Origin of the sequence: Rarobacter incanus, from assembly GCF_006715765.1 — a bacterium.
GTDB classification, from domain to species: Bacteria; Actinomycetota; Actinomycetes; order Actinomycetales; family Cellulomonadaceae; genus Rarobacter; species Rarobacter incanus.
In genome coordinates this window covers 844,082-863,226 of record NZ_VFNV01000001.1, presented here as the reverse complement: position 1 = coordinate 863,226, position 19,145 = coordinate 844,082, and the positions used below count along the sequence as shown (strand labels likewise).

The following is a 19,145-nucleotide window of genomic DNA, read 5'->3' as shown; positions in this document are numbered from 1 at the left end:
TCACACATGCCCTAAACGCATGCGCTTACGACGAGGAGCTCGTTTCATGGCGGCAAACGCCCACGACCTCGCGGCATACATTGAGCACACCGAGTTGCAACCCGCGGCTACCGCGGCCGATGCGCAGCGAGCGATCGAACTCGCCAGCGCCTACGGCGTGCGCGGAGTGTGCATCTCGCCCTCGCGCCTGGAACGCGCGCACCTGCCCAGCCCTGGGCCCACGCTCGTGACCGTGTGCGGGTTCCCAAGCGGTGCCCATTCAGCGCAGGTCAAGGCCGTCGAGGCGGTGACCGCCATGCGCAACGGGGCACAGGAAATCGACGTCGTCATCAACCTCGGGGCGGCGAAGGCCGGCGAGTGGGGCAGGGTCTGCGATGGGATCGAGATCGTTCGATTGGCGCTGGCGGAAGCGGCCGCCGACCAGGGCTTGCCAATGCCCCTGGTCAAAGCGATCATCGAAACGGCCATCCTGACGGATCAGGAGATAGTCCGTGCCTGCCATGCCGTCGCGGCTGCGGGGGCCGACATGGTGAAGACCTCGACGGGATTCCACCGCGCCGGCGGCGCGACGACCCACGCGGTGCGCCTCATCGCGCAGACGGTTGCGGGTGCGATGGGAATCAAGGCCGCCGGTTCGATCCGCACGCGCGACGACGCAATCGCCATGATAGAGGCGGGTGCCACGCGGATCGGCACCACGAGCACCGCGGCGATCCTGGTGTAGAAACCGCGGGGCGGCTATCGCGGCAGGAGCGATCTTCCCAAAGCTCGGCGCAGAGCGGCGCGGTAGAGCGGCAGCTGTTCCGCGAAGGCGGGCAGTAGCGGCAGCGATGCCACGCGCGCCAACGGGGTCCACCGCATTTCCTGGCTTTCCGCGTCGGTGGCGACGGCAGCGATGTCGCGCCCGGGGCGAACCACCGCAAGAAACGTCGAATACCGCCAATCTGTGTGATCAAGGACGAGTCCGCCGATCACCTGCACATCGCCTTGAATCACGCCGGCCTCCTCGCGTGCCTCGCGCAGTGCGCCCTGCAATGGCGTCTCACCCGTGGCCACCGCGCCGCCTGGCACACCCCAGGTGCCGCCCTGGTGGCTCCACGCCGCACGGTGCTGCAAGAGAACATCGATGTGCTCTTCGCGGCGACGGATCACGAACAGCCCCGCCGCCCCGTGCAGCCCCCAGTGTTGGTGCCCGCAGCGGCACGAAACCCATCCGTCACCGGGATTGTGGCTCGGCCGCTGGTCGTCGCCCATTTCTAGTCGACTATCTCGCAAATGGGGGTGCCTGCGGTCACCTGCTCGCCGACGGTGGCCGCGAGATTCTTGATCTTCCCGGCGCGGTGCGCGACCAAGGGCTGTTCCATCTTCATTGCCTCGAGGACGACGATCAGGTCGCCCTCGGCGACCGCGTCTCCATCGCGCGCCGCAACCTTCACGATAGTTCCCTGCATCGGCGAGGCGAGCGCGTTGGAGCTGGCGGCCTTCGCGGCGGCCGACCGGCGGGGGGCCGCCCGCTTGTGGTGCGCCGGGCGCGCGCCGCCACCAAAGCCGAGCCCCGCCGGGATGACAACCTCGAGCCGCTTGCCCCCGACTTCGACGACCACTCGCTCGGTCGAGGGGGACGAGGGCGCGTCGTCTTGCGCGAATGAGGGCTCCGCCTGGGCCAGGTCGCGCAGGTGGGCGGAGAACTCGTCCTCGATCCACGACGTGTAGATGGTGAAGGGTTCGTCCCCCGGTGGAGCGAACGCGGGCGACTCGAGCACGGCCTGGTGGAAAGGCAGCACGGTTGGGATGCCGCAGACAGTCATTTCCCGGAGCGCACGGCGCGCGCGGGCGAGCGCCTGCTTGCGGTCGGCGCCGGTGATGATGACCTTCGCCAGCATCGAATCGAACGAGCCGGAGATGACATCGCCCTGCCGGACCCCGGAATCGATGCGCACGCCAGGCCCCTGCGGGAAGACCAATTCCGTGATTGTTCCGGGCGTCGGGATGAACCCCTTGGCGGGGTCCTCGCCGTTGATGCGGAACTCGATCGAGTGCCCGCGGGGGGCGACCGCCGTGTAGCCGAGCGGTTCACCGGCGGCGATGCGAATTTGCTCGCGCACCAGGTCGATTCCGGTGATCTCCTCGGAGACCGGGTGCTCGACCTGGAGGCGCGTATTGACCTCCAAGAACGAGATCATCCCGTCCGCGCCGATCAGGAACTCGCAGGTGCCCGCTCCAACGTATCCGGCCTTTTTCAGGATTGCCTGCGATGCGCTGACCAATTGGGCGTGCTGATCTGCGGTGACAAACGGCGCGGGAGCCTCTTCGACTAGCTTTTGGTGCCGCCGCTGCAACGAGCAGTCGCGCGTCGAGACGACCACGACCGTGCCGAACTCATCGGCGAGGCACTGCGTTTCGACGTGGCGCGGTTTGTCCAAGAAACGTTCGAGGAAGCACTCGCCGCGGCCGAACGAGGCGACGGCCTCGCGCACCGCGGATTCGTACAGCTCGTCGATTTCTTCTTCACTGCGGGCCACCTTGATGCCGCGACCGCCCCCGCCGAACGCGGCCTTGATGGCAACGGGGAGGCCGTACTCGCGTACGAAATCGTGGAGCTGGGCCGCATCCGTGATCGGGTCCGCGGTGCCCGGTGCCAGTGGCGCACCCGCTGAAAGCGCGATGTGGCGCGCGGAAACCTTGTCGCCGAGAGCCTCGATCGCGGCAGGGCTGGGGCCGATCCAGGTCATCCCGGCGTCGATGACGGCTCGCGCGAATTCGGCGTTTTCTGCCAGGAATCCGTAACCGGGGTGCACCGCGTCCGCCTGCGATCGGCGAGCGATCGCGATGATCTTCGCAATGTCCAGGTACGTGTCGGTGGCGCGTTCGCCCTCGAGAGAAAACGCTTCGTCGGCGAGGTTGACGTGGAGCGCATCGCGGTCCGAATCCGCGTAGATGGCGACCGAACCGATGCCGCTGTCGCGGCAGGCGCGGATGACCCGCACCGCAATCTCGCCGCGGTTGGCTACAAGGATCTTCGTGATCGTTCGCTTGGGCGACGCGGGCGCGGTTTGCAATGAAGTCACGGCTTAATCTATCGCGCGCGGCTTAGTGTGCGCAGGCGGACATAGGTGGGGGTGGGCAGTTTTGCTTGCTACCTCAATGGGGTGCCCGATTGTTTGTAGGTAACCTACAAACGGTTTGTGGAAGGTGGCCTAGTCGGCCCACAGTTGCGTCCACTTTATCCCGATCTGCGCCGTCATTGTCCGCAATAGCGGGATGCTGATACCTACGACGTTGTGGTGGTCTCCCTCAATCGCGTCTATGAACGCACCGCCCTTGCCGTCTATGGTGAATCCGCCCGCGACACCGAGCGGTTCGCCCGTGGCAACGTAGGCGGCTATCTCGTCATCGCTGGGGTTGGCGAACCGAATCAGGGTGGAGGCGGTTCGGCTCAGCGTGGCGCCGTCCGGACCGACAATCGAGTGTCCCGTGTGCAGCGTGCCGGTCTTGCCCCGCATGTCGCGCCATCGGCGAATCGCGACGTGGGGCGTGCGCGGTTTGCCGACGACGTCCCCGCCCACTTCGAGCATGGAGTCGCACCCGACTACCAGCGCCCCGGCGTGAAAACGCGCAACATCGGCGGCCTTGTGTTCACTGAGAGTGAGGACCTGGGTAGCTGCGTCGGCCGTGGGGTCTGCGTCCGCCAAGGAACTCAGTACGGCATCCTCATCGACGCCGGAAACGTGGACTATCGGTGCGATCCCGGCGGCGCGCAGCAGCGCAAGGCGGGCGGGGGATGCTGATGCCAAAATGAACTCGACCACGGCCGAAGCCTAACCCACCCGCGCGCGGCGCGCGGTGCGCGCCGGGATCGCAGGGACGATGGGCCCACCCGGTGGACCGTAATTGGGGCCGATACTGATTGTTGTAGCCGTGCCTCCTGGGATCGAGAACTCGGCTCGTCGTGCTCGGGCGCGTCGGCGTGTAACCCCCTCCTCACGCCGACGCGCCCGTCATCTTTTTCGCCCGCTGGATCCCGGCCGCGCCGCGCGCGCCTTTCCTATTGGGGACGTATGTCCCGACATGACCGTTTTTTCCCAGGCACTATTGTGGTTGAACGAGCAACCGAAAGGGCCACCTGTGACTACCAACGAAGTCGTTGCTGACGTGCCGACCGAGGATTCTGCAATCGGAGCAGGGGGGCTCGCAAGCATCCCGCTGCGCGGATTCCGCCACTCGAATGGGTACCTGTTCGGGACGATGCTGGCGTCGGCGGCGCTGTCATTGCTCGCGGCATTCGTCCTTTCGATCGACGCGGTGGTGCTCGCCGCCACTCCTGACGCCGTGCTGGCATGCGACATCAACTCGGTTCTGAGTTGCGGAACGGTTGCGCTATCCGATCAGGCCCAACTATTTGGGTTCCCCAATTCCTTCTTGGGCTTGGCGTGCGAACCCGTTGTGATAACGATCGCGGTCGCCAGCCTGGCGGGGGTAAGATTTCCGCGATGGTTCATGCTCAGCGCGCAGGTGATCTACCTGCTGGGCCTGACCTTCGCCTACTGGCTGTTCTACCAGTCGAGCTTCGTTATCCACGCACTGTGCCCCTGGTGCCTGGTCATTACCTTCGGCACGACGGCGGTGTTCATGACGCTCTTGCACGTCAACCTGCGCGACAACAATTTCTACCTCAGCGCGCGGTGGCACGAAAGGGCCCGTGCGGCGTTGCGCATGAACCTCGACACCCTCGTCACCGTCGTGCTGCTCACCGTGATCACCGCAACCATCTTCCTGAAGTACGGTGCGCGGGTGCTCGGCATGTGACCGACAAGGCCCGCATCTACCAGTTCTGCATGCTCCGCAGCGACCAACGCCACTCATCGGGCCCGCGGCCGCCCTTGCGCCCCAGGGGGCTGAGGCGCAATCCGCGGCCCGGGTCGCGCCACCGCACGCGCGGGCGGGTCACCTCCTCGGGTTCGGGTTCCACGGCCAGCGCCGCGGCCGCCAGCCCGGCGATTAGCGCAACGACCTCATCCTCGGTCGGCTGACCGCTGAGAATCCTGACATCGGCGAAGGGTGATTCGCTCATTCGTCATCCTCGTCATCGATGTACATCTCGTGCACGCAGGACCAGTGAGAGATCGTGACACCGCGGTGCTCGAATTCCGTGGCCAACTCGCGGGCCATCGCATCGAGCCGTTCCATTGCTTCTTGAATGATGCCCATGGTCGCCGTGTCGGCGCCGCGGGTGGCGGGGCCGAACGTGAGCTCCAGGATGACGGACTCCTCGTCCACGTCGTCGGAATCGTCCTCCTCGTCGTCATCGTCGTCGGCAAACCCGGTGTGCGCGCAAACCATGCCCAGCGCCTTTTCGAACCGGGAATCGAATGCGGTATTGCACCGTTCGACGGCCCGTTCCGCGGCCTCGACCCGGGGGTCGTCGTCTGCCGTGTTGGCGTCGAATTCCGAACGCACGCCGACGGCGGTGTCCACGTAGTCGTGCAGGGCACCCGCCAACTGGTCCACGAGCGCGTGCAATCCGGTCGCGTCGACGGCAAGCGGCGCGTCGTCGGCCGGGTTCTCGCCGCCGTCCGGGTTGGCGTTCTCGGGGTTTTCAAACTCGCTCATAGTGGAATGTTCCCATGTTTTTTCGGGGGTAGCGTGCCGCGTTTGGTGCGCAATGCGCGCAGCGCCCGGGTGATTTCCATGCGTGTTTGCTTCGGCTCGATCACCCCGTCGATGTACCCGCGCGCGGCGGCATCCCAGGGGTTGACGACCTCTTCTTCGTATTCCTCGATGAGGTTGGCGCGGGCGGATTCGACGTCGCCGCCTGCCGCCGCCACCTCGCTCAGGGCCCGGCGCTGCAAGATGTTGACCGCCCCCGCGGCTCCCATCACCGCGATCTGAGCGGTCGGCCACGCCAGGTTGATGTCGGCACCGAGTTGCTTGGACCCCATCACGATGTAGGCGCCGCCGTAGGCCTTGCGCGTGATCACGGTCACCAGTGGGACCGTTGCTTCTGCATACGCGTAGATGAGCTTCGCGCCGCGGCGAATGATCCCGTTCCATTCCTGATCGGTTCCCGGCAGGAAACCCGGCACGTCTACGAGCGTGAGGATGGGGATGTTGAAGGCGTCGCACGTGCGGACAAAGCGTGCCGCCTTCTCCGCCGCGTTGATGTCCAAGGTCCCCGCCATGGACAGGGGCTGGTTCGCGACGATGCCCACGGAATGGCCTTCGACCCGCCCGTACCCGATCAGCACGTTCGGAGCGAAAAGCGGTTGAATCTCAAGGAATTCCGCGTCATCGACTACGGTCTCGATCAGGGTCCGCATGTCGTAGGGCTGCGATATGGAGTCCGGGATCAGGGTGTTGAGGGCCTCGTCGGCCTGCGTCGCCGCTTCCGCGGGATCGAACGGATACACGGGAGGATCCGACAGGTTGTTTTGCGGCAAGAACGTCAGGAGGTGGTGCACGTACTCGAATGCATCGTCCTCGTCGGCGGCCAGGTAGTGCGCCACGCCCGACCGCTCGTTGTGGGTCTGAGCTCCGCCGAGTTCCTCGAATCCGACGTCCTCGCCGGTCACCGCGCGTATCACGTCGGGACCGGTGATGAACATGTTGGACGTGCCGTCCGCCATGACGATCACGTCGGTGAGCGCCGGGGAATACACCGCCCCGCCGGCCGAGGGGCCAAGGATCAACGAGATCTGGGGGATGACCCCCGAAGCGGCGACGTTGCGGCGAAAGATCTCTGCGAACTGCGTCAGCGCCGCCACGCCCTCTTGGATGCGGGCGCCGCCGCCATCCGATATGCCGATGAGCGGCACGCCCGTGCGCAGCGCCAGATCCATGACCTTGGTGATCTTTTGCCCGTGCACTTCGCCCAGCGATCCACCAAAGACCGTGAAGTCCTGCGAATACACGCACACCTGGCGGCCGTCGATCGTGCCGTGCCCCACGACAACGCCATCGCCGGGGGCGACCTTGGCGCCCATGCCGAACCTGGTCGCGCGATGGGAGGCGAAGGCATCCATCTCCACGAACGAACCATCGTCCAGCAATTGGGTGATCCGTTCGCGCGCGGATTTTTTGCCACGGGCATGTTGCTTCGCCTGCGCGTGGTTTTCGCGTTCCGCCGTGAGGTCCGCGAGACGAGACCGCAGATCGTCTATCTTGGCGCTGGTCGTGGTCGTGCTGGCGCGATGTGCCGGTGAGGAATCTGTCACAGGTACGAGCCTAAACGCTGCGCGGCGTTGTGGCTCTATCGATTCCCTCACAAGGGACGTTTCATTGATTGGCGCGCCACTACAATTGCGGCGACCGCGAGCACTATCGTGATGGGATGCCATCTAACGACCTCGACGCGGACCAGATTCGCAGGACAATTCTCGCGCACGGGTACCGCGCGGGGCGCGTCGAGGTATTGGAATCCGTGGATTCCACGAACAGCTACCTGGCGGCGCGCGCCGCCGACCGCGAAACGTGGGGGCACGGCAGCGTCGTGGTTGCCCATCACCAGGTGGGCGGGCGCGGTCGTCTCGGGCGGGCATGGGTGACGCCGGCCGGAGCCGCGCTGACTATGTCGGTGCTGGTAGATGCCCCCGAAAACGTTTTGCGCCGCGCGCCTTTGTTGGCGGGTCTGGCCGTCTATGACACGATCGCCGCGGTGCGGGGGCTGCGTCCCGCCATCAAGTGGCCGAACGACATTCTGCTTTCCGTCGGCAGCGGCGAACCCGCGCGGTGGCGCAAGGTCGCGGGCCTTTTGGCGCAGCGCGTGCCCGCGCCGGGTGCGGGCAGGGCGGTGATCGGCGTGGGACTGAATACCACGATTCGCGCGGCCCAACTGCCCACCCCCGATGCGACGTCGCTGCTCCTGGCCGCAGAACCGGGAACCGCCGTCCCCTCCCGGTGCGAACTCGCGGGGCAGATCGCGGGGCGGTTGCTAGCGATCCTGCGTGCCGCCGCCGCGGGGGCGGATCGGGAGCAAGCGGATCGGATCCTGGGTGCCATGGTGACCATCGGCATGCGGATCCGGGTTGAGCGCGGCAGCGGCGATGTCCTGACCGGCACGGCCGTGGGCCTCGCGAGCGACGGGGAACTCGTCCTGAAATGCGACAACGGCGAAATCGTGGCCGTCACCGAGGGCGACGTTGTCCACGTGCGCCCCGCCGAACACCCCAAGAAATCCTCGCTCTCAGCACGGGCAACGTGACGCAGGTCACTAACGTCGCGGGTTTGCCCTACACTCGTGGGTGTGGCAGCAAACCCTAATACCGAGGACGACACGGCCCATTCGCAGCCGCTTTCACCCCGCGACATAGCGCAGGCTATCGTCGGTCAAGCGCCGAGCCTGAATGCCGCGGAACTGGCGGCCGAAACGGGCGTTGACCAGAGCTTTGTGGATAATTACTGGCACGCCCTTGGCCTCCCCGTCGAGGCGCCGGATCTGGTGGGGTTCACGGAACTGGATGCGCAGGCCATCGCGGAGATATCCGCCGCTGCGTGCGCCCATCAGTGGGACGAGCCGACGGTCAGCACCCTGGTCAGATCCGTGGGCCACACCATGGATCGCCTGGCGTTGTGGCAGATCGAGGCGCTCGTCGATCATGTTGCGCGCCAAAACGACATACCGGGCAGCGCCGCCCGCCTGGAGGTGGTCAGGAACCTGCCCGCCCTGGTTCACGTCCTGCAAACCCAGGTCGTCCACGCCTGGCGCCTGCAATTTGCCGCGTGGGCGCAGCGGTACTCCGTGGAGTTTTCGGACACGCGGGGCGGGGCGGCGCAACTCGACGCGAGCGAGGTCGAATTGCCGCTGCCGCGGGCCGTCGGGTTCATTGACATAGTCCAGTTCACGGAGCGCACGACCCACCTGCGGGCCAGCGAACTGGCCGATCTGGTACAAACCTTCGAATCCGTGACCCGCAACCTGATCACCGCCAACGGGGGGCGCGTTGTCAAGACCATCGGGGACGCGTTCTTGTTCATCGCGGACGACGCGCGCGAGGGCGCGAACATTGCGCTCGCGTTGCGGGACTACTGGTCGGCGCACGGTACGGCCGTGTCGGATGAGCCGATGGCGGTTCGCATCTCCCTTGTTTGGGGCAGGGTGCTGTCCCGATTCGGAGATGTGTTTGGTCCCTCGGTGAACCTCGCGTCGCGGTTGGTGTCCATCGCCCAGCCCGGCCGGGTCTATATCGACGAGGCCACCGTCACCGCATTGCGGCCGTTCGGAAAATTCACGACGGTCCGCCACGAACCGAAGTCGGTGACCGGGTTGGGACTCATCACGCCCTGGGAGTTGGACCGCACCGGCGCCTAATGGTCGCGCGCGAGCGGCGGATCCGGGCGCAGGAGTTCGGGTCCGTTGTTGCGAACGTTGCCGACCAGCGGGCTTACCCGCCAGGAGCGAACTGGGGGCTGCGGGGTGTGCAACAGGGGCTCGACGTCGAGAAAGGCGCGGGTGGGGTCGAGCCATCGCCCGTAGTCGCCGCCTGCGAGCATCACGGGGCGCCGATCGTGGATGCGTGCCAGGTCGCCGGCGGCCGCGGTGGTGATGATGGTGCAGGTCGCGATCGCGGGGCCGCCGCCGCGCGGCGACCAGAACTCGTAGAGCCCGGCGAACGCGAAGACAGCAGCCCCCGCCGGGGCGATCGCGAACGGAACCTTCCCCCCTTCGCGCCTTTGCCACTCGTAGTACGCATCCGCCGGGATGATGCAGCGCCGTTTGTTGGCAGCGGCCTTGAAGCTCCTCTTCGTCGCGACCGTTTCGGCCCGCGCGTTGATCATGCGCGCGCCGATCGACAGATCCGCCGACCATGCGGGAACCAGCCCCCAGCGCGCTGTGTTGAGCCGGCGCACGTACATCGGCGCCGGCGAACTGGACCCGGAAACCGCACCGGGGTCGTCGGCCGGGCCCGACACCACGACCCGCACGTCGCGGGTCGGCGCAACGTTCCAATTCGGCCGATGCGCGGCCGCACTCTCGGATATCCACGCGGGGTCGACGGCGAAAAGCGCGGCCAACTCGTCGCTCGCCTTGAAATCCGCGTATCGTCCGCACACGGAAGAACCCCTAACGCTGCTCGAGTTGAGTCGCTGGCGGGTGCGCCAGGTACACCTGTATCGAGAATCCCGCCACCTTGACCTTGTCGCCGCCGCGCCGTTGCGGGCCCGCGGCGGGGTCCTCCAGGGGCACTTCGGCGGCCGAATCCCACGCCAACTGCCACGATCGCTCTGTGACGGGGGCTCCGGCTATGACCACCTTTCGGTCGTCCAACTCGCCATTGACGACCAGGAGCACATGGGCGTCGGCGTCAGATCCGCGGCGCAGCATTTGCAGGCAACGCAGCGCGGGATCGTGCCAATCCTGATGGGTCAACGGTTCCGCCTGAGAAGAAAACCAACTCAGGTCGACCTTCTCCGGCGCCTCATTGGGCCGCGGCGCGCCGAGGAAGAAATCATCAACCTTGAGGACGGCGTGTTGCGTCCGCAAACGGCCCAGGAACCTGACGTGAGCCAGCAGATCACGTTGCCACTGCGCCAGGTTCCAGTCGATCCACGAGATGTCGCTGTCCTGGCAATAGGCGTTGTTGTTTCCCTTCTGCGTCCGCCCGAACTCGTCCCCGGCGGTGATCATGGGGGTACCCGCCGACAGCATCAACATGCCCCACAGATTCCGCAGGGACTTGCGGCGCATGGCGGCCGCGTTGACCCCATTGTCGGCGGTCGTATCGACGGCGATGGGCCCCTCGACACCGTGGTTCCACGAGACATTGTTGCTGGTCCCGTCGCGGTTTTCCTCGCCGTTGGCCTCGTTGTGCTTTTCGTTGTAGCTGACCACGTCCGCCATCGTGAATCCGTCGTGGGCGGTGACGTAATTGACGGACGCGACGGGGCCGCGCAGCAGCGGCGGGTCCGACATGCCAAAGAGATCGGCCGAGCCGGCCAGGCGCGTTGCCAATTCACGGAAGCTCGAGGCCGGGCCGCCGTGCACGAGCGAGCCCAGGTCGTGTACCCAAAACCCCCGCATGGCATCGCGGAATCGGTCGTTCCACTCGGCGAAAGGTGAGGGGAACTGGCCCGTGCGCCAGCCGCCCGGGCCGACATCCCACGGTTCGGCGATCAGCTTGACGCTGCGCAGAACCGGATCGGTTTGCAGCGCGACCAGGAAGGGGTGGAAACGGTCGAAACCGTCGTTGCCGCGCGCCAGCGTGACGGCTAGGTCGAAACGAAAACCGTCCACACCGACCTCCGTGACCCAGTAGCGCAGCGAATCCAGCGCCATTTGAATCACCCGCGGACGCCGGAAATCCAACGAGTTACCCGTTCCCGTGACGTCCGCGTACCGCACGGGTGAGCCGCCGTCGTGCAAATAGTAGGAGCGGTTGTCCAGGCCGCGCCATCCGATAGTGGGACCGTCGACCCCGCCCTCGCACGTGTGGTTGTAGACGACGTCCAGCACGACCTCGATGCCCGCTTCGTGGAGGATGTGGACCATGCCGCGAACCTCGTCGAGGACGGCGGTCGGCCCGGCCGCCTGCGCGGCGGCGGTTGCGTACGCCGCGTGCGGCGCAAAGAACCCGAGTGTGTTGTATCCCCAATAGTTACTTAGGCCAAGTCCGTCGAGATGAGTCTCCGACGCAGAGGCGTGTATCGGCAGGAGTTCCAGGGTCGTCACACCCAGTGACTTCAAGTGGTTGATCACGGCCGGGTGCGCAACGCCGGCGTACGTGCCGCGCAATTCGGGTGGAACGTCGGGCAGCGAATGCGTCAGACCCTTGACGTGTGCCTCATAGATAATGGTGTCCGCCCACGCAACCCGCGGACGGTGGACGTCCGGGTGCGGTGCGAGCGGCTCGACGACGACGCTGTGCGGGACAAATTCCGCGTCGTCGCGCGGATCCGGGGGGCCGTAAGGATCGTCTGCGGGGCCATCGTCCGTGGTAACAAAATCGCGTGTTTGAGGAACGTTGCGTAATTCGCCAACGAAACCCCGGGCATAGGGGTCAATCAGGAGCTTCGCGGGATTGTGGCGCAGACCGCTCGCGGGATCCCACGGACCGTGGACGCGAAAACCGTATCGTTGCCCGGCCTTGATGCCGGGAATGTGCCCGCTGAAAACCCCCCAGTCGTAGTGGTCAAGTTCGTAGCGAGCCTCGCGCAGGCCCTCGGGCGTGACGGTCAGCGCGCAGAATTCCACCTTCGTGGCGTGCGCGGCGACCACCGCAACCTCGACACCGCTGTCCACCAGACGGACGCCGAGCGGGGGGAAACGATCATGTGTCTTTACAACTTGGCCAGCCATGCGCCTATTGTCTCGCATTTCGGCACCGGACCTGTCGATACGGGGTGAAATGTCATGACCTGTACCCGAAAGGGGTATCGTTTCTTTGATACCCCAAGGAGTTTTGAGTATGCGCGTAGTGGTGCCGGTGAAATATGTCCCCGACATTCAATCCGATCGACGATTCGACCCCGACGGCGTCGTCGTGCGCAGTTCAACGGACGGAACCCTCAACGAACTCGATGAGGTGGCCGTCGAAGCCGCTCTCAGGCTCGTTGAAGCAGCACCCGGGGAACGGACGGATCACCAGGTCATCGCGCTCACCGTCGGCCCGGCGGACGCCGAACTGGCCTTGCGCAAGGCCTACCAACTTGGGGTCGACAACGCGGTGCACGTGGTAGACGACGCGATTGCGGGCTCCGACTACTTTTCGACGGCCGCGGTCCTATCCGCCGCGGTCGGGCGCCTGGCCCAGGACGAGCCGGTCGATATCGTCATTACTGGCATGGCGGCCCTGGACTCGCTGGGTTCGGTGGTGCCATCGTTGCTCGCTGCGAACCTCGACTGGCCGCAGTTGCTGATAGCCCGCGAACTCACCGTCGATGGCGGCGTCGCCTCGATCGAACGCGAACTCGATGGCGTATCGGAGTTTCAGAGCGCACCGCTGCCCGTCGTCGTATCCGTCAACGACCACATAGCCGCCCCGCGGTACCCAAATTTCTCATCGATTATTGCCGCCCGCACCAAGGCAATCGACACGCTGTCCCTCGCGGACCTGGGCGTTGGCGACCTGGAAGTTGGCGCCGGTGCCGCCGGCACGCGGGTGATCAGCGCCCAGCCCCGGGAGCCCAAGGCGCCGGTCGTCATTCACGTTGACGACGGCGACGGCGGAACTGCGTTGGCGGACTTTTTGATCTCACGCGGCTTGGTGTGACGGGCGAACGGAAAAGACACAAATGACGAACCATGGTAAGCGAACCGTTGCGGTTCTCATCGATGCGGCGAACGACCGGATTCGCCCGGCCGACCTTGAGGTGATCACCCTGGCCCGTGGGCTGGGAGGCGTTGCGGCCGTGGCAGGCGGCGAACTCACGCCTAAGGCCAAAGACGAGTTGGCCCGCTACGGCGTGACTACGCTTGTCGAGGTGGAAAGCGACGTGCCCTTCACAATCACCCCGGCGGCCGCACACGGTTTCGCTGCCGGCGTGCGGCATGTCGGTGCGGATCTGGCCCTGACAACGACCACCTTCGCCAACCGCGAGATTGCCGCGCTCGCGGCGCAGGAGCTGGGGGCGGGCCTGGTCGCGGACGCGCAGCCGCAACTCGACGAAGCCGGCAACCTGCTTGCCTTCAAACGAGTTTTTGCGGGCACCTGGGACATCTATTCCGCCTTCACAACCGACGTCGCGGTCATCACCGTGCGCGCCAATTCCATCCAGGCTGCCCCGGGGGACGCGGCGAACCTCAACGTGGTGTCGCTGAGCGTCAAAGCTCCCGCCCGCGCAGCGGCCGTCACGACCACCAGGCGCAGTGTGCACCCGGCCGGCGACGCCTCGCGTCCGACGCTCAGCGAGGCCGCCTACGTGGTCGCCGGCGGGCGCGGAACGGAAGGTGACTTTGGGCCGATCAATACCCTGGCGGACGCGCTGGGTGCGGCCGTCGGCGCCACCCGGGACGCCGTCGATGAGGGCTGGGTGGATCACGACGCGCAAATCGGACAGACCGGTGTGACGGTCGCCCCGCTCGTCTACATCGGCGCAGGCATTTCCGGCGCGCCGCACCACCGCGGTGGCATGCAGGCGGCGCAGACGATCGTGGCGGTGAACGTCGACGCGGAGACGCCGCTGTTCGACATCTGCGATTTCGCCGTGGTGGGCGACCTGGCCGCGGTCCTGCCGCAGGCGGCGCAGCGGATCAGGGAATATCGCGCCGCCAAGTGATGTTGGTTCCGGTGGTGTGCTGCCCCCGTACAGAAAGCCAGCCATGACTGACATCTACCTTGACCACGCGGCGACGACTCCCATGACGCAGGAGGCCCTAGCCGCATACGCCGATGCCGCCCGCCGCGGCGCCAACGCATCCTCACAGCACGCTCGCGGCCGCGTAGCCCGCCGAATCGTTGAGGAATCGCGCGAGCGCATTGCCGCGATTGTCGGCGCTCGTCCATCGGAGGTCATCTTCACCGCGGGGGGCACCGAGGCGGACAACCTGGCGGTCAAGGGAGCTTTCTTCGCTCAGCCGCGCAGGGACGTGGTCGTGGTGGGGGAGGCGGAACACCACGCCGTCCTGGACTCCGCGCGCTGGCTCGCCACCTACGCGGGTGCGCAGGTGCGTTACGTGCCGGTCAGCGGCGACGGCGGCACGGACGCGGGGGACCTGGCCAGGGTGCTCGACGAAGCGGATGGCCGGGTCGCGATCGCCTCATTGATGTGGGTAAACAACGAAGTGGGGACAATCTCACCCATCGCTGAAATCGCTGCCGAATGCCGCGCACGCGCGGTGGCCTCGCACAGCGATGCGGTCCAAGCGCTCGGCTTGTGTCCCATCGATTTTGGGAAGACGCAGTTGGGCGCCATGACGATAGCCGCGCACAAGGTCGGTGGCCCCATCGGCGTCGGCGCACTGGTCGCAACCCGCGACTTTCCGCTCGTCGAGATCATGTCCGGCGGCGGTCAGGAGCGCGCCGTGCGATCGGGGACCCTGGATGCTCCCGCCATCGCCGGGTTTGCGGCGGCCCTCGAGCAGGCGGCGGCCGGGCGGGAATCGCAGGTCACGCGGCAGCGCCAGATCCGTGACTACCTCATCGACCGCGTTCTTGCCGAGATTCCCCACGCTCACCTGCGTGGTGTTGATCCGCGGGTCGATGCCACCCGGCGATTGTCTGGGAACGCGCTTTTCACATTTGACGGATGCGAGGGCGATTCGCTGCTCTTCGCGCTCGATTCCAGCGGGGTCTCGGCGTCCACCGGTTCCGCGTGCCAGGCCGGGGTGCCGCAGCCATCGCACGTCCTCATGGCGATGGGGCTGAGCGAGGACGAGGCCCGCGGCGCGTTGCGATTCTCGCTCGGATGCGCCTCAACGAAGGATGATATCGATGGCCTCCTGGCCGTGCTGCCCGGGGCGATCGAACGCGCCCGGCGGGCCGGGCAGGTCGGGCGAATGAAGAAGGAGACGGTGGCGTGAGGGTCTTGGCGGCAATGTCCGGCGGCGTCGATTCGGCCGTGGCGGCGGCGCTGGCGGTGGAGGCCGGACACGACGTTGTGGGTGTCCACATGGCGCTAAGCCGCAGCCGCAACCAGTTCCGCACCGGATCGCGCGGCTGCTGTTCGATCGAGGACGCCTCGGACGCCCGTCGGGCCGCGGACATCATCGGTATTCCGTACTACGTGTGGGACCTGTCGGAGGAATTCGAAGAAACCGTCGTCGCGGACTTCCTGAGCGAGTATGCGGCGGGGCGCACCCCGAATCCTTGCGTGAGATGCAACGAGTTCATCAAGTTCGAAGCGCTGTTGGAACGGGCGAGCGCGCTTGGATTCGACGCCGTGGCAACGGGGCACTACGCGCGCGTTGAAATGATTGAGGATTCCGCGGGACGGGTCGTGCGCGAACTCCACCGTTCGCCCAACACCGCTAAGGACCAGTCGTACGTGCTGGCGGTCATGGGTCCGCGGCACTTGGAGCGAGCCATTTTCCCGCTCGGCGGGTTCGCATCGAAGGACGAGGTGCGCGCCGAGGCCGCCCGCCGGGGCCTATCAGTTTCGAACAAGCCCGATTCATACGACATTTGCTTCGTCGCCGACGGTGACACCGGGGGGTTCTTGCGCGAGCGGCTCGGTGAGCAACCGGGGGAAATTGTCGATACCGATGGCAACGTGGTCGGTACGCACCAGGGCGCGTACGCCTACACCATCGGCCAGCGCAAGGGGCTCAACCTGGGCCGCCCCGCGCCGGACGGCAAACCCCGCTACGTCGTGGCCACGCAACCCGCGCGCGGACAAGTGATCGTCGGTCCGGCCGAGCTACTGACCGTCGACACCATCGAATGCGATAGGGCCTGCTGGTTCGATGCAGACCTCGCCGCGGCGGCCGCCGACGGAATCACCGGGCAGGTGCAGGTGCGCGCCCACGGCGAGCCGGTGAACGCATTGGTGCGTGCGACGTCGAAAGACGGACTGATCGCGCGCCTCACCGATGCGTCCTTGCGCGGGGTCGCGCCGGGGCAATCGCTGGTGTTCTACGACGGCACGCGGGTCCTGGCGCAGGGGACGGTCGTCGGCGCCCACCGCTCGCGATGATCGCATTGACGGGCACCGGCCCGCTGTGGGGGACGGATCCGCTGGCCGCCCAGCTGCGCATTCTCGATGATCTCAGCCGCGGCCGCGCCGGGCAGGGCATCGGAATCCCGTTCGAAGCCCAATTGCGCGGAACGGGGCCGGCGAACGTTGCGAGCACGGCGCGCGCCTGCGCGCTCTTGGACCAACTCCCCACCGAGCTGGGGCCGCACGGGTGGAAGATGGCGGATCGCCCGGGCCGCGATGTGCGCGCGGCCATGCGGGAGGTGGAGCGCCAACGCGAGGCGACGATCATCGCGCTCGCGGGATATCGGGGCCGGTTCTCGGTGGCCGCAACGGGGCCGGTAACCCTTGCGAGCCGCTTGTATTTGGGACGAGGGGACCTGGCCGTCAGCGACTTTGCGGCAATTGAGGCCGTGGCGCATTCCCTCGCGGAGGGGATCGCCTTGCACATCGATTCGCTGCGCGAATACGCGCCCGGGATCGACGCCCTGACGCTCGTTATGGATGAATCGATGCTGGGAGCCGCCATGGCCGGCACCATCCCCAACTTCTCGGGGATGTCGAGGATCCGGCGGGTGCCGCGGGAGGTTATTCGCGCGGTACTGGCGATAGTGCGGGATCGGATCGGCGCTGACGTTGTCGTGAATTTGGGGCCCGTGGTCGCTGGCATCGAAACGGTTTGCGAGGTGGGCGGCATGGCCGTCGGCCTCAATGCAGGTCGATACGACGCCCGGCGTTGGGAAATGATCGCGCAAGCCGTTGAAAGCGGTATCCGGCTGTGGTGGGCGGTCTCGGCGCCCGCTCGTTCGCAGTGCGCGGGCGCCCCGGTGTCCGCGACGGCCGACCTGCTGTGGCGCCCTTGGCGCGCAGTCGGCCTCACGGGTGCGCAACTGGCCAACACCGGACTCATCGCCAAGGATCTGGCGCTAGCGACCACCGCGGAAGAAGTTGGCGCGCAGTTGTCCACGCTTGTTGACGTCGCGGCGGAACTTTCGGACCGCGCCGACTCGTAGATCGGTCGTGCCCGGCACCGATGAGGTCGGTGGGGTCCCTTCGAGTTATCGAAGGGACCCCACCCGCGCGATTCCCGGGGCCTATCGGCGCTCGGCGCCTGCGGTCAGATCACGCCCAGCGCGAGCATCGCGTCCGCCACGCGAACGAATCCGGCGATGTTCGCCCCGAGCACGTAGTTGCCCGCGGCCCCGTAGACCTCTGCGGTCTCCTTGCACTGGTTGTGGACGTTGATCATGATCTGTTCGAGCCGATCGGCGGTGTAATCGAAGGTCCAGGTGTCCCGCGATGCGTTCTGCTGCATCTCCAGGGCCGAGGTGGCCACGCCTCCGGCGTTAGCGGCCTTGCCTGGCGCGAAGAGTACCCCGGCGGCCTGCAGCGCGGTGACGGCGGCGGGCGTGCAGGGCATGTTTGCGCCTTCGGCGACGGCCAGGCACCCTCCCGCGATCAGCGCGGCCGCATCGTTCTCGTCGAGTTCGTTCTGCGTCGCGCATGGCAGCGCCACCTGGATGCCTCCGTCCTCGGTGGCGACGTCCCAGACCCTTCCATTCGTGCGAAGCTCCGCCCGCCCGCCGCGGCGAGAGACGTAATCGGATATGCGGCCGCGTTCAACCTCCTTGACCTGCTTGAGGAGGTCGAGATCGATGCCATCCGGGTCGTACACGTAGCCCGACGAATCGGATACCGCCACGACGTTGCCGCCTAGTTGCTGGACCTTCTCGATCGCATAAATCGCGACGTTGCCCGATCCGGACACGATGACGCGAGCCCTATCGAAGCTCTCGTTGCGGGTCGCTAGCATTTCACGAGCGAAGATGACGGTGCCGTAGCCCGTTGCTTCCGTGCGCGCGAGCGAACCGCCCCACGCCGGGGACTTTCCCGTGAGGACGCCGGATTCGTAGCGGTTGTGCAGGCGCTTGTACTGGCCAAAGAGGTAACCGATTTCCCGCCCGCCGACGCCGATGTCTCCAGCGGGAACGTCCGTTTCGGCTCCGATGTGGCGGTGCAGTTCCATCATGAATGATTGGCAAAACCGCATGACCTCGGCATCGGACTTACCCTTCGGGTCGAAGTCCGAGCCGCCCTTGCCGCCGCCGATCGGCAGCCCGGTCAGGGCGTTCTTGAAAATCTGTTCGAACCCCAGGAACTTGATCGTTCCGAGGCGGACGGACGGGTGAAAGCGCAACCCGCCTTTGTAGGGCCCCAGCGCCGAGTTGTATTGCACGCGGAATCCGCGGTTGAGCTGAACGCGGCCGGAGTCGTCGACCCACGGCACCCGGAAAATGATCTGCCGCTCGGGCTCGCAAATGCGTTCGAGGATCGCGGCGTCGAGGTATTCGGGGTGCCGTTCAACCACGGGCGTTAGGGAATCCAGCACCTCCTTAGCTGCCTGGTGGAACTCCAGTTCCCCGGGGTTTCGCCGCAGGACGGTGTCATAGACGGCGGATATGGACTGCGCGGCAGCTGTCATGGATCGGCTCCAAGTGTTCGGTAGGAATGGGTGCATGCCACGCGAGTTCGCAACATGCTGATAACGCAATGGCAATGCGTTCGTAATTTTCGTCCCCGCG

The 19,145-nt window shown here is 66.2% G+C and carries 18 protein-coding genes; 9 read left to right on the top strand and 9 right to left on the bottom strand.

Annotated features, from left to right (window positions below):
- The first annotated feature begins 46 nt into the window (after positions 1-46).
- Positions 47-724, top strand: coding sequence for a deoxyribose-phosphate aldolase (deoC, locus tag FB389_RS03655; RefSeq protein ID WP_142111418.1), 678 nt, complete (start codon positions 47-49; stop codon positions 722-724).
- Positions 725-738: 14 nt separating this feature from the next.
- On the opposite strand, the gene FB389_RS03650 is transcribed toward deoC, so the two are convergent.
- The 3 genes from FB389_RS03650 to FB389_RS03640 form a co-directional block, all read right to left on the bottom strand.
- Entirely contained in the window at positions 739-1,254 is a 516-nt protein-coding gene (locus tag FB389_RS03650) for an NUDIX hydrolase (RefSeq protein WP_142111417.1), read from the bottom strand.
- A gap of 2 nt (positions 1,255-1,256) precedes the next feature.
- Complete coding sequence (locus FB389_RS03645) at positions 1,257-3,068, bottom strand: acetyl/propionyl/methylcrotonyl-CoA carboxylase subunit alpha (RefSeq protein WP_246043502.1); 1,812 nt, start codon at positions 3,066-3,068, stop codon at positions 1,257-1,259.
- A 129-nt stretch (positions 3,069-3,197) separates the two neighbouring features.
- A complete protein-coding gene (locus tag FB389_RS03640) occupies positions 3,198-3,809 on the bottom strand; it encodes a Maf family protein (protein WP_142111416.1) in 612 nt (203 codons plus the stop codon).
- Between the two features lie 316 nt (positions 3,810-4,125).
- Between FB389_RS03640 and FB389_RS03635 the strand changes: the two genes are divergently transcribed.
- Complete coding sequence (locus FB389_RS03635) at positions 4,126-4,806, top strand: vitamin K epoxide reductase family protein (protein WP_246043501.1); 681 nt, start codon at positions 4,126-4,128, stop codon at positions 4,804-4,806.
- 16 nt (positions 4,807-4,822) lie between these two features.
- Here the strand turns inward: FB389_RS03635 and FB389_RS03630 are convergent, their stop codons facing one another.
- Genes FB389_RS03630 through FB389_RS03620 form a run of 3 tightly spaced genes read right to left on the bottom strand, consistent with a single transcriptional unit; the run spans position 4,823 to position 7,211 of the window.
- Positions 4,823-5,071, bottom strand: a complete 249-nt coding sequence (locus FB389_RS03630; protein ID WP_142111414.1) for an acyl-CoA carboxylase epsilon subunit — start codon at positions 5,069-5,071, stop codon at positions 4,823-4,825.
- Positions 5,068-5,610, bottom strand: a complete 543-nt coding sequence (locus FB389_RS03625) for a hypothetical protein (protein ID WP_142111413.1) — start codon at positions 5,608-5,610, stop codon at positions 5,068-5,070. Before FB389_RS03625 ends, FB389_RS03630 begins: the two co-directional genes overlap by 4 nt.
- A complete protein-coding gene (locus tag FB389_RS03620) occupies positions 5,607-7,211 on the bottom strand; it encodes an acyl-CoA carboxylase subunit beta (protein WP_425467244.1) in 1,605 nt (534 codons plus the stop codon). Before FB389_RS03620 ends, FB389_RS03625 begins: the two co-directional genes overlap by 4 nt.
- Before the next feature lie 116 nt (positions 7,212-7,327).
- On the opposite strand from FB389_RS03620, the gene FB389_RS03615 reads away from it, so the two are divergent.
- Positions 7,328-8,197 (top strand): biotin--[acetyl-CoA-carboxylase] ligase, encoded by an 870-nt coding sequence (locus FB389_RS03615; protein WP_142111411.1) that lies wholly within the window; start codon positions 7,328-7,330, stop codon positions 8,195-8,197.
- 42 nt (positions 8,198-8,239) lie between these two features.
- Positions 8,240-9,304 carry an adenylate/guanylate cyclase domain-containing protein gene (locus tag FB389_RS03610; RefSeq protein ID WP_142111410.1) on the top strand — a complete coding sequence of 355 codons (1,065 nt, stop codon included), beginning with the start codon at positions 8,240-8,242 and terminating at the stop codon, positions 9,302-9,304.
- On the opposite strand, the gene FB389_RS03605 is transcribed toward FB389_RS03610, so the two are convergent.
- Both FB389_RS03605 and glgX read right to left on the bottom strand, forming a co-directional pair.
- Positions 9,301-10,047 (bottom strand): SOS response-associated peptidase, encoded by a 747-nt coding sequence (locus tag FB389_RS03605; RefSeq protein ID WP_142111409.1) that lies wholly within the window; start codon positions 10,045-10,047, stop codon positions 9,301-9,303. The genes FB389_RS03610 and FB389_RS03605 overlap by 4 nt on opposite strands.
- A gap of 10 nt (positions 10,048-10,057) precedes the next feature.
- On the bottom strand, positions 10,058-12,289 hold the full coding sequence (gene glgX / locus FB389_RS03600; RefSeq protein WP_142111408.1) for a glycogen debranching protein GlgX: 2,232 nt from the start codon (positions 12,287-12,289) through the stop codon (positions 10,058-10,060).
- A gap of 109 nt (positions 12,290-12,398) precedes the next feature.
- Here glgX and FB389_RS03595 point away from each other — a divergent pair, with 109 nt between their 5' ends.
- The 5 genes from FB389_RS03595 to FB389_RS03575 are packed head-to-tail and all read left to right on the top strand — an operon-like array spanning position 12,399 to position 17,576.
- On the top strand, positions 12,399-13,202 hold the full coding sequence (locus FB389_RS03595; RefSeq protein WP_142111407.1) for an electron transfer flavoprotein subunit beta/FixA family protein: 804 nt from the start codon (positions 12,399-12,401) through the stop codon (positions 13,200-13,202).
- Positions 13,203-13,224: 22 nt separating this feature from the next.
- Complete coding sequence (locus tag FB389_RS03590; protein ID WP_142111406.1) at positions 13,225-14,208, top strand: electron transfer flavoprotein subunit alpha/FixB family protein; 984 nt, start codon at positions 13,225-13,227, stop codon at positions 14,206-14,208.
- Between the two features lie 43 nt (positions 14,209-14,251).
- Complete coding sequence (locus FB389_RS03585; RefSeq protein WP_142111405.1) at positions 14,252-15,451, top strand: cysteine desulfurase family protein; 1,200 nt, start codon at positions 14,252-14,254, stop codon at positions 15,449-15,451.
- The gene (mnmA, locus tag FB389_RS03580; protein ID WP_211344942.1) at positions 15,448-16,563 is read left to right on the top strand and encodes a tRNA 2-thiouridine(34) synthase MnmA; all 1,116 of its coding nucleotides are present in this window, start codon (positions 15,448-15,450) and stop codon (positions 16,561-16,563) included. Before FB389_RS03585 ends, mnmA begins: the two co-directional genes overlap by 4 nt.
- On the top strand, positions 16,560-17,576 hold the full coding sequence (locus FB389_RS03575; RefSeq protein WP_142111404.1) for a uroporphyrinogen decarboxylase/cobalamine-independent methonine synthase family protein: 1,017 nt from the start codon (positions 16,560-16,562) through the stop codon (positions 17,574-17,576). The genes mnmA and FB389_RS03575 overlap by 4 nt, the downstream gene beginning before the upstream one ends.
- A 104-nt stretch (positions 17,577-17,680) precedes the next feature.
- Here FB389_RS03575 and gdhA read toward each other — a convergent pair whose 3' ends face one another.
- Complete coding sequence (gene gdhA, locus FB389_RS03570; protein ID WP_142111402.1) at positions 17,681-19,045, bottom strand: NADP-specific glutamate dehydrogenase; 1,365 nt, start codon at positions 19,043-19,045, stop codon at positions 17,681-17,683.
- Positions 19,046-19,145: the final 100 nt, after the last annotated feature.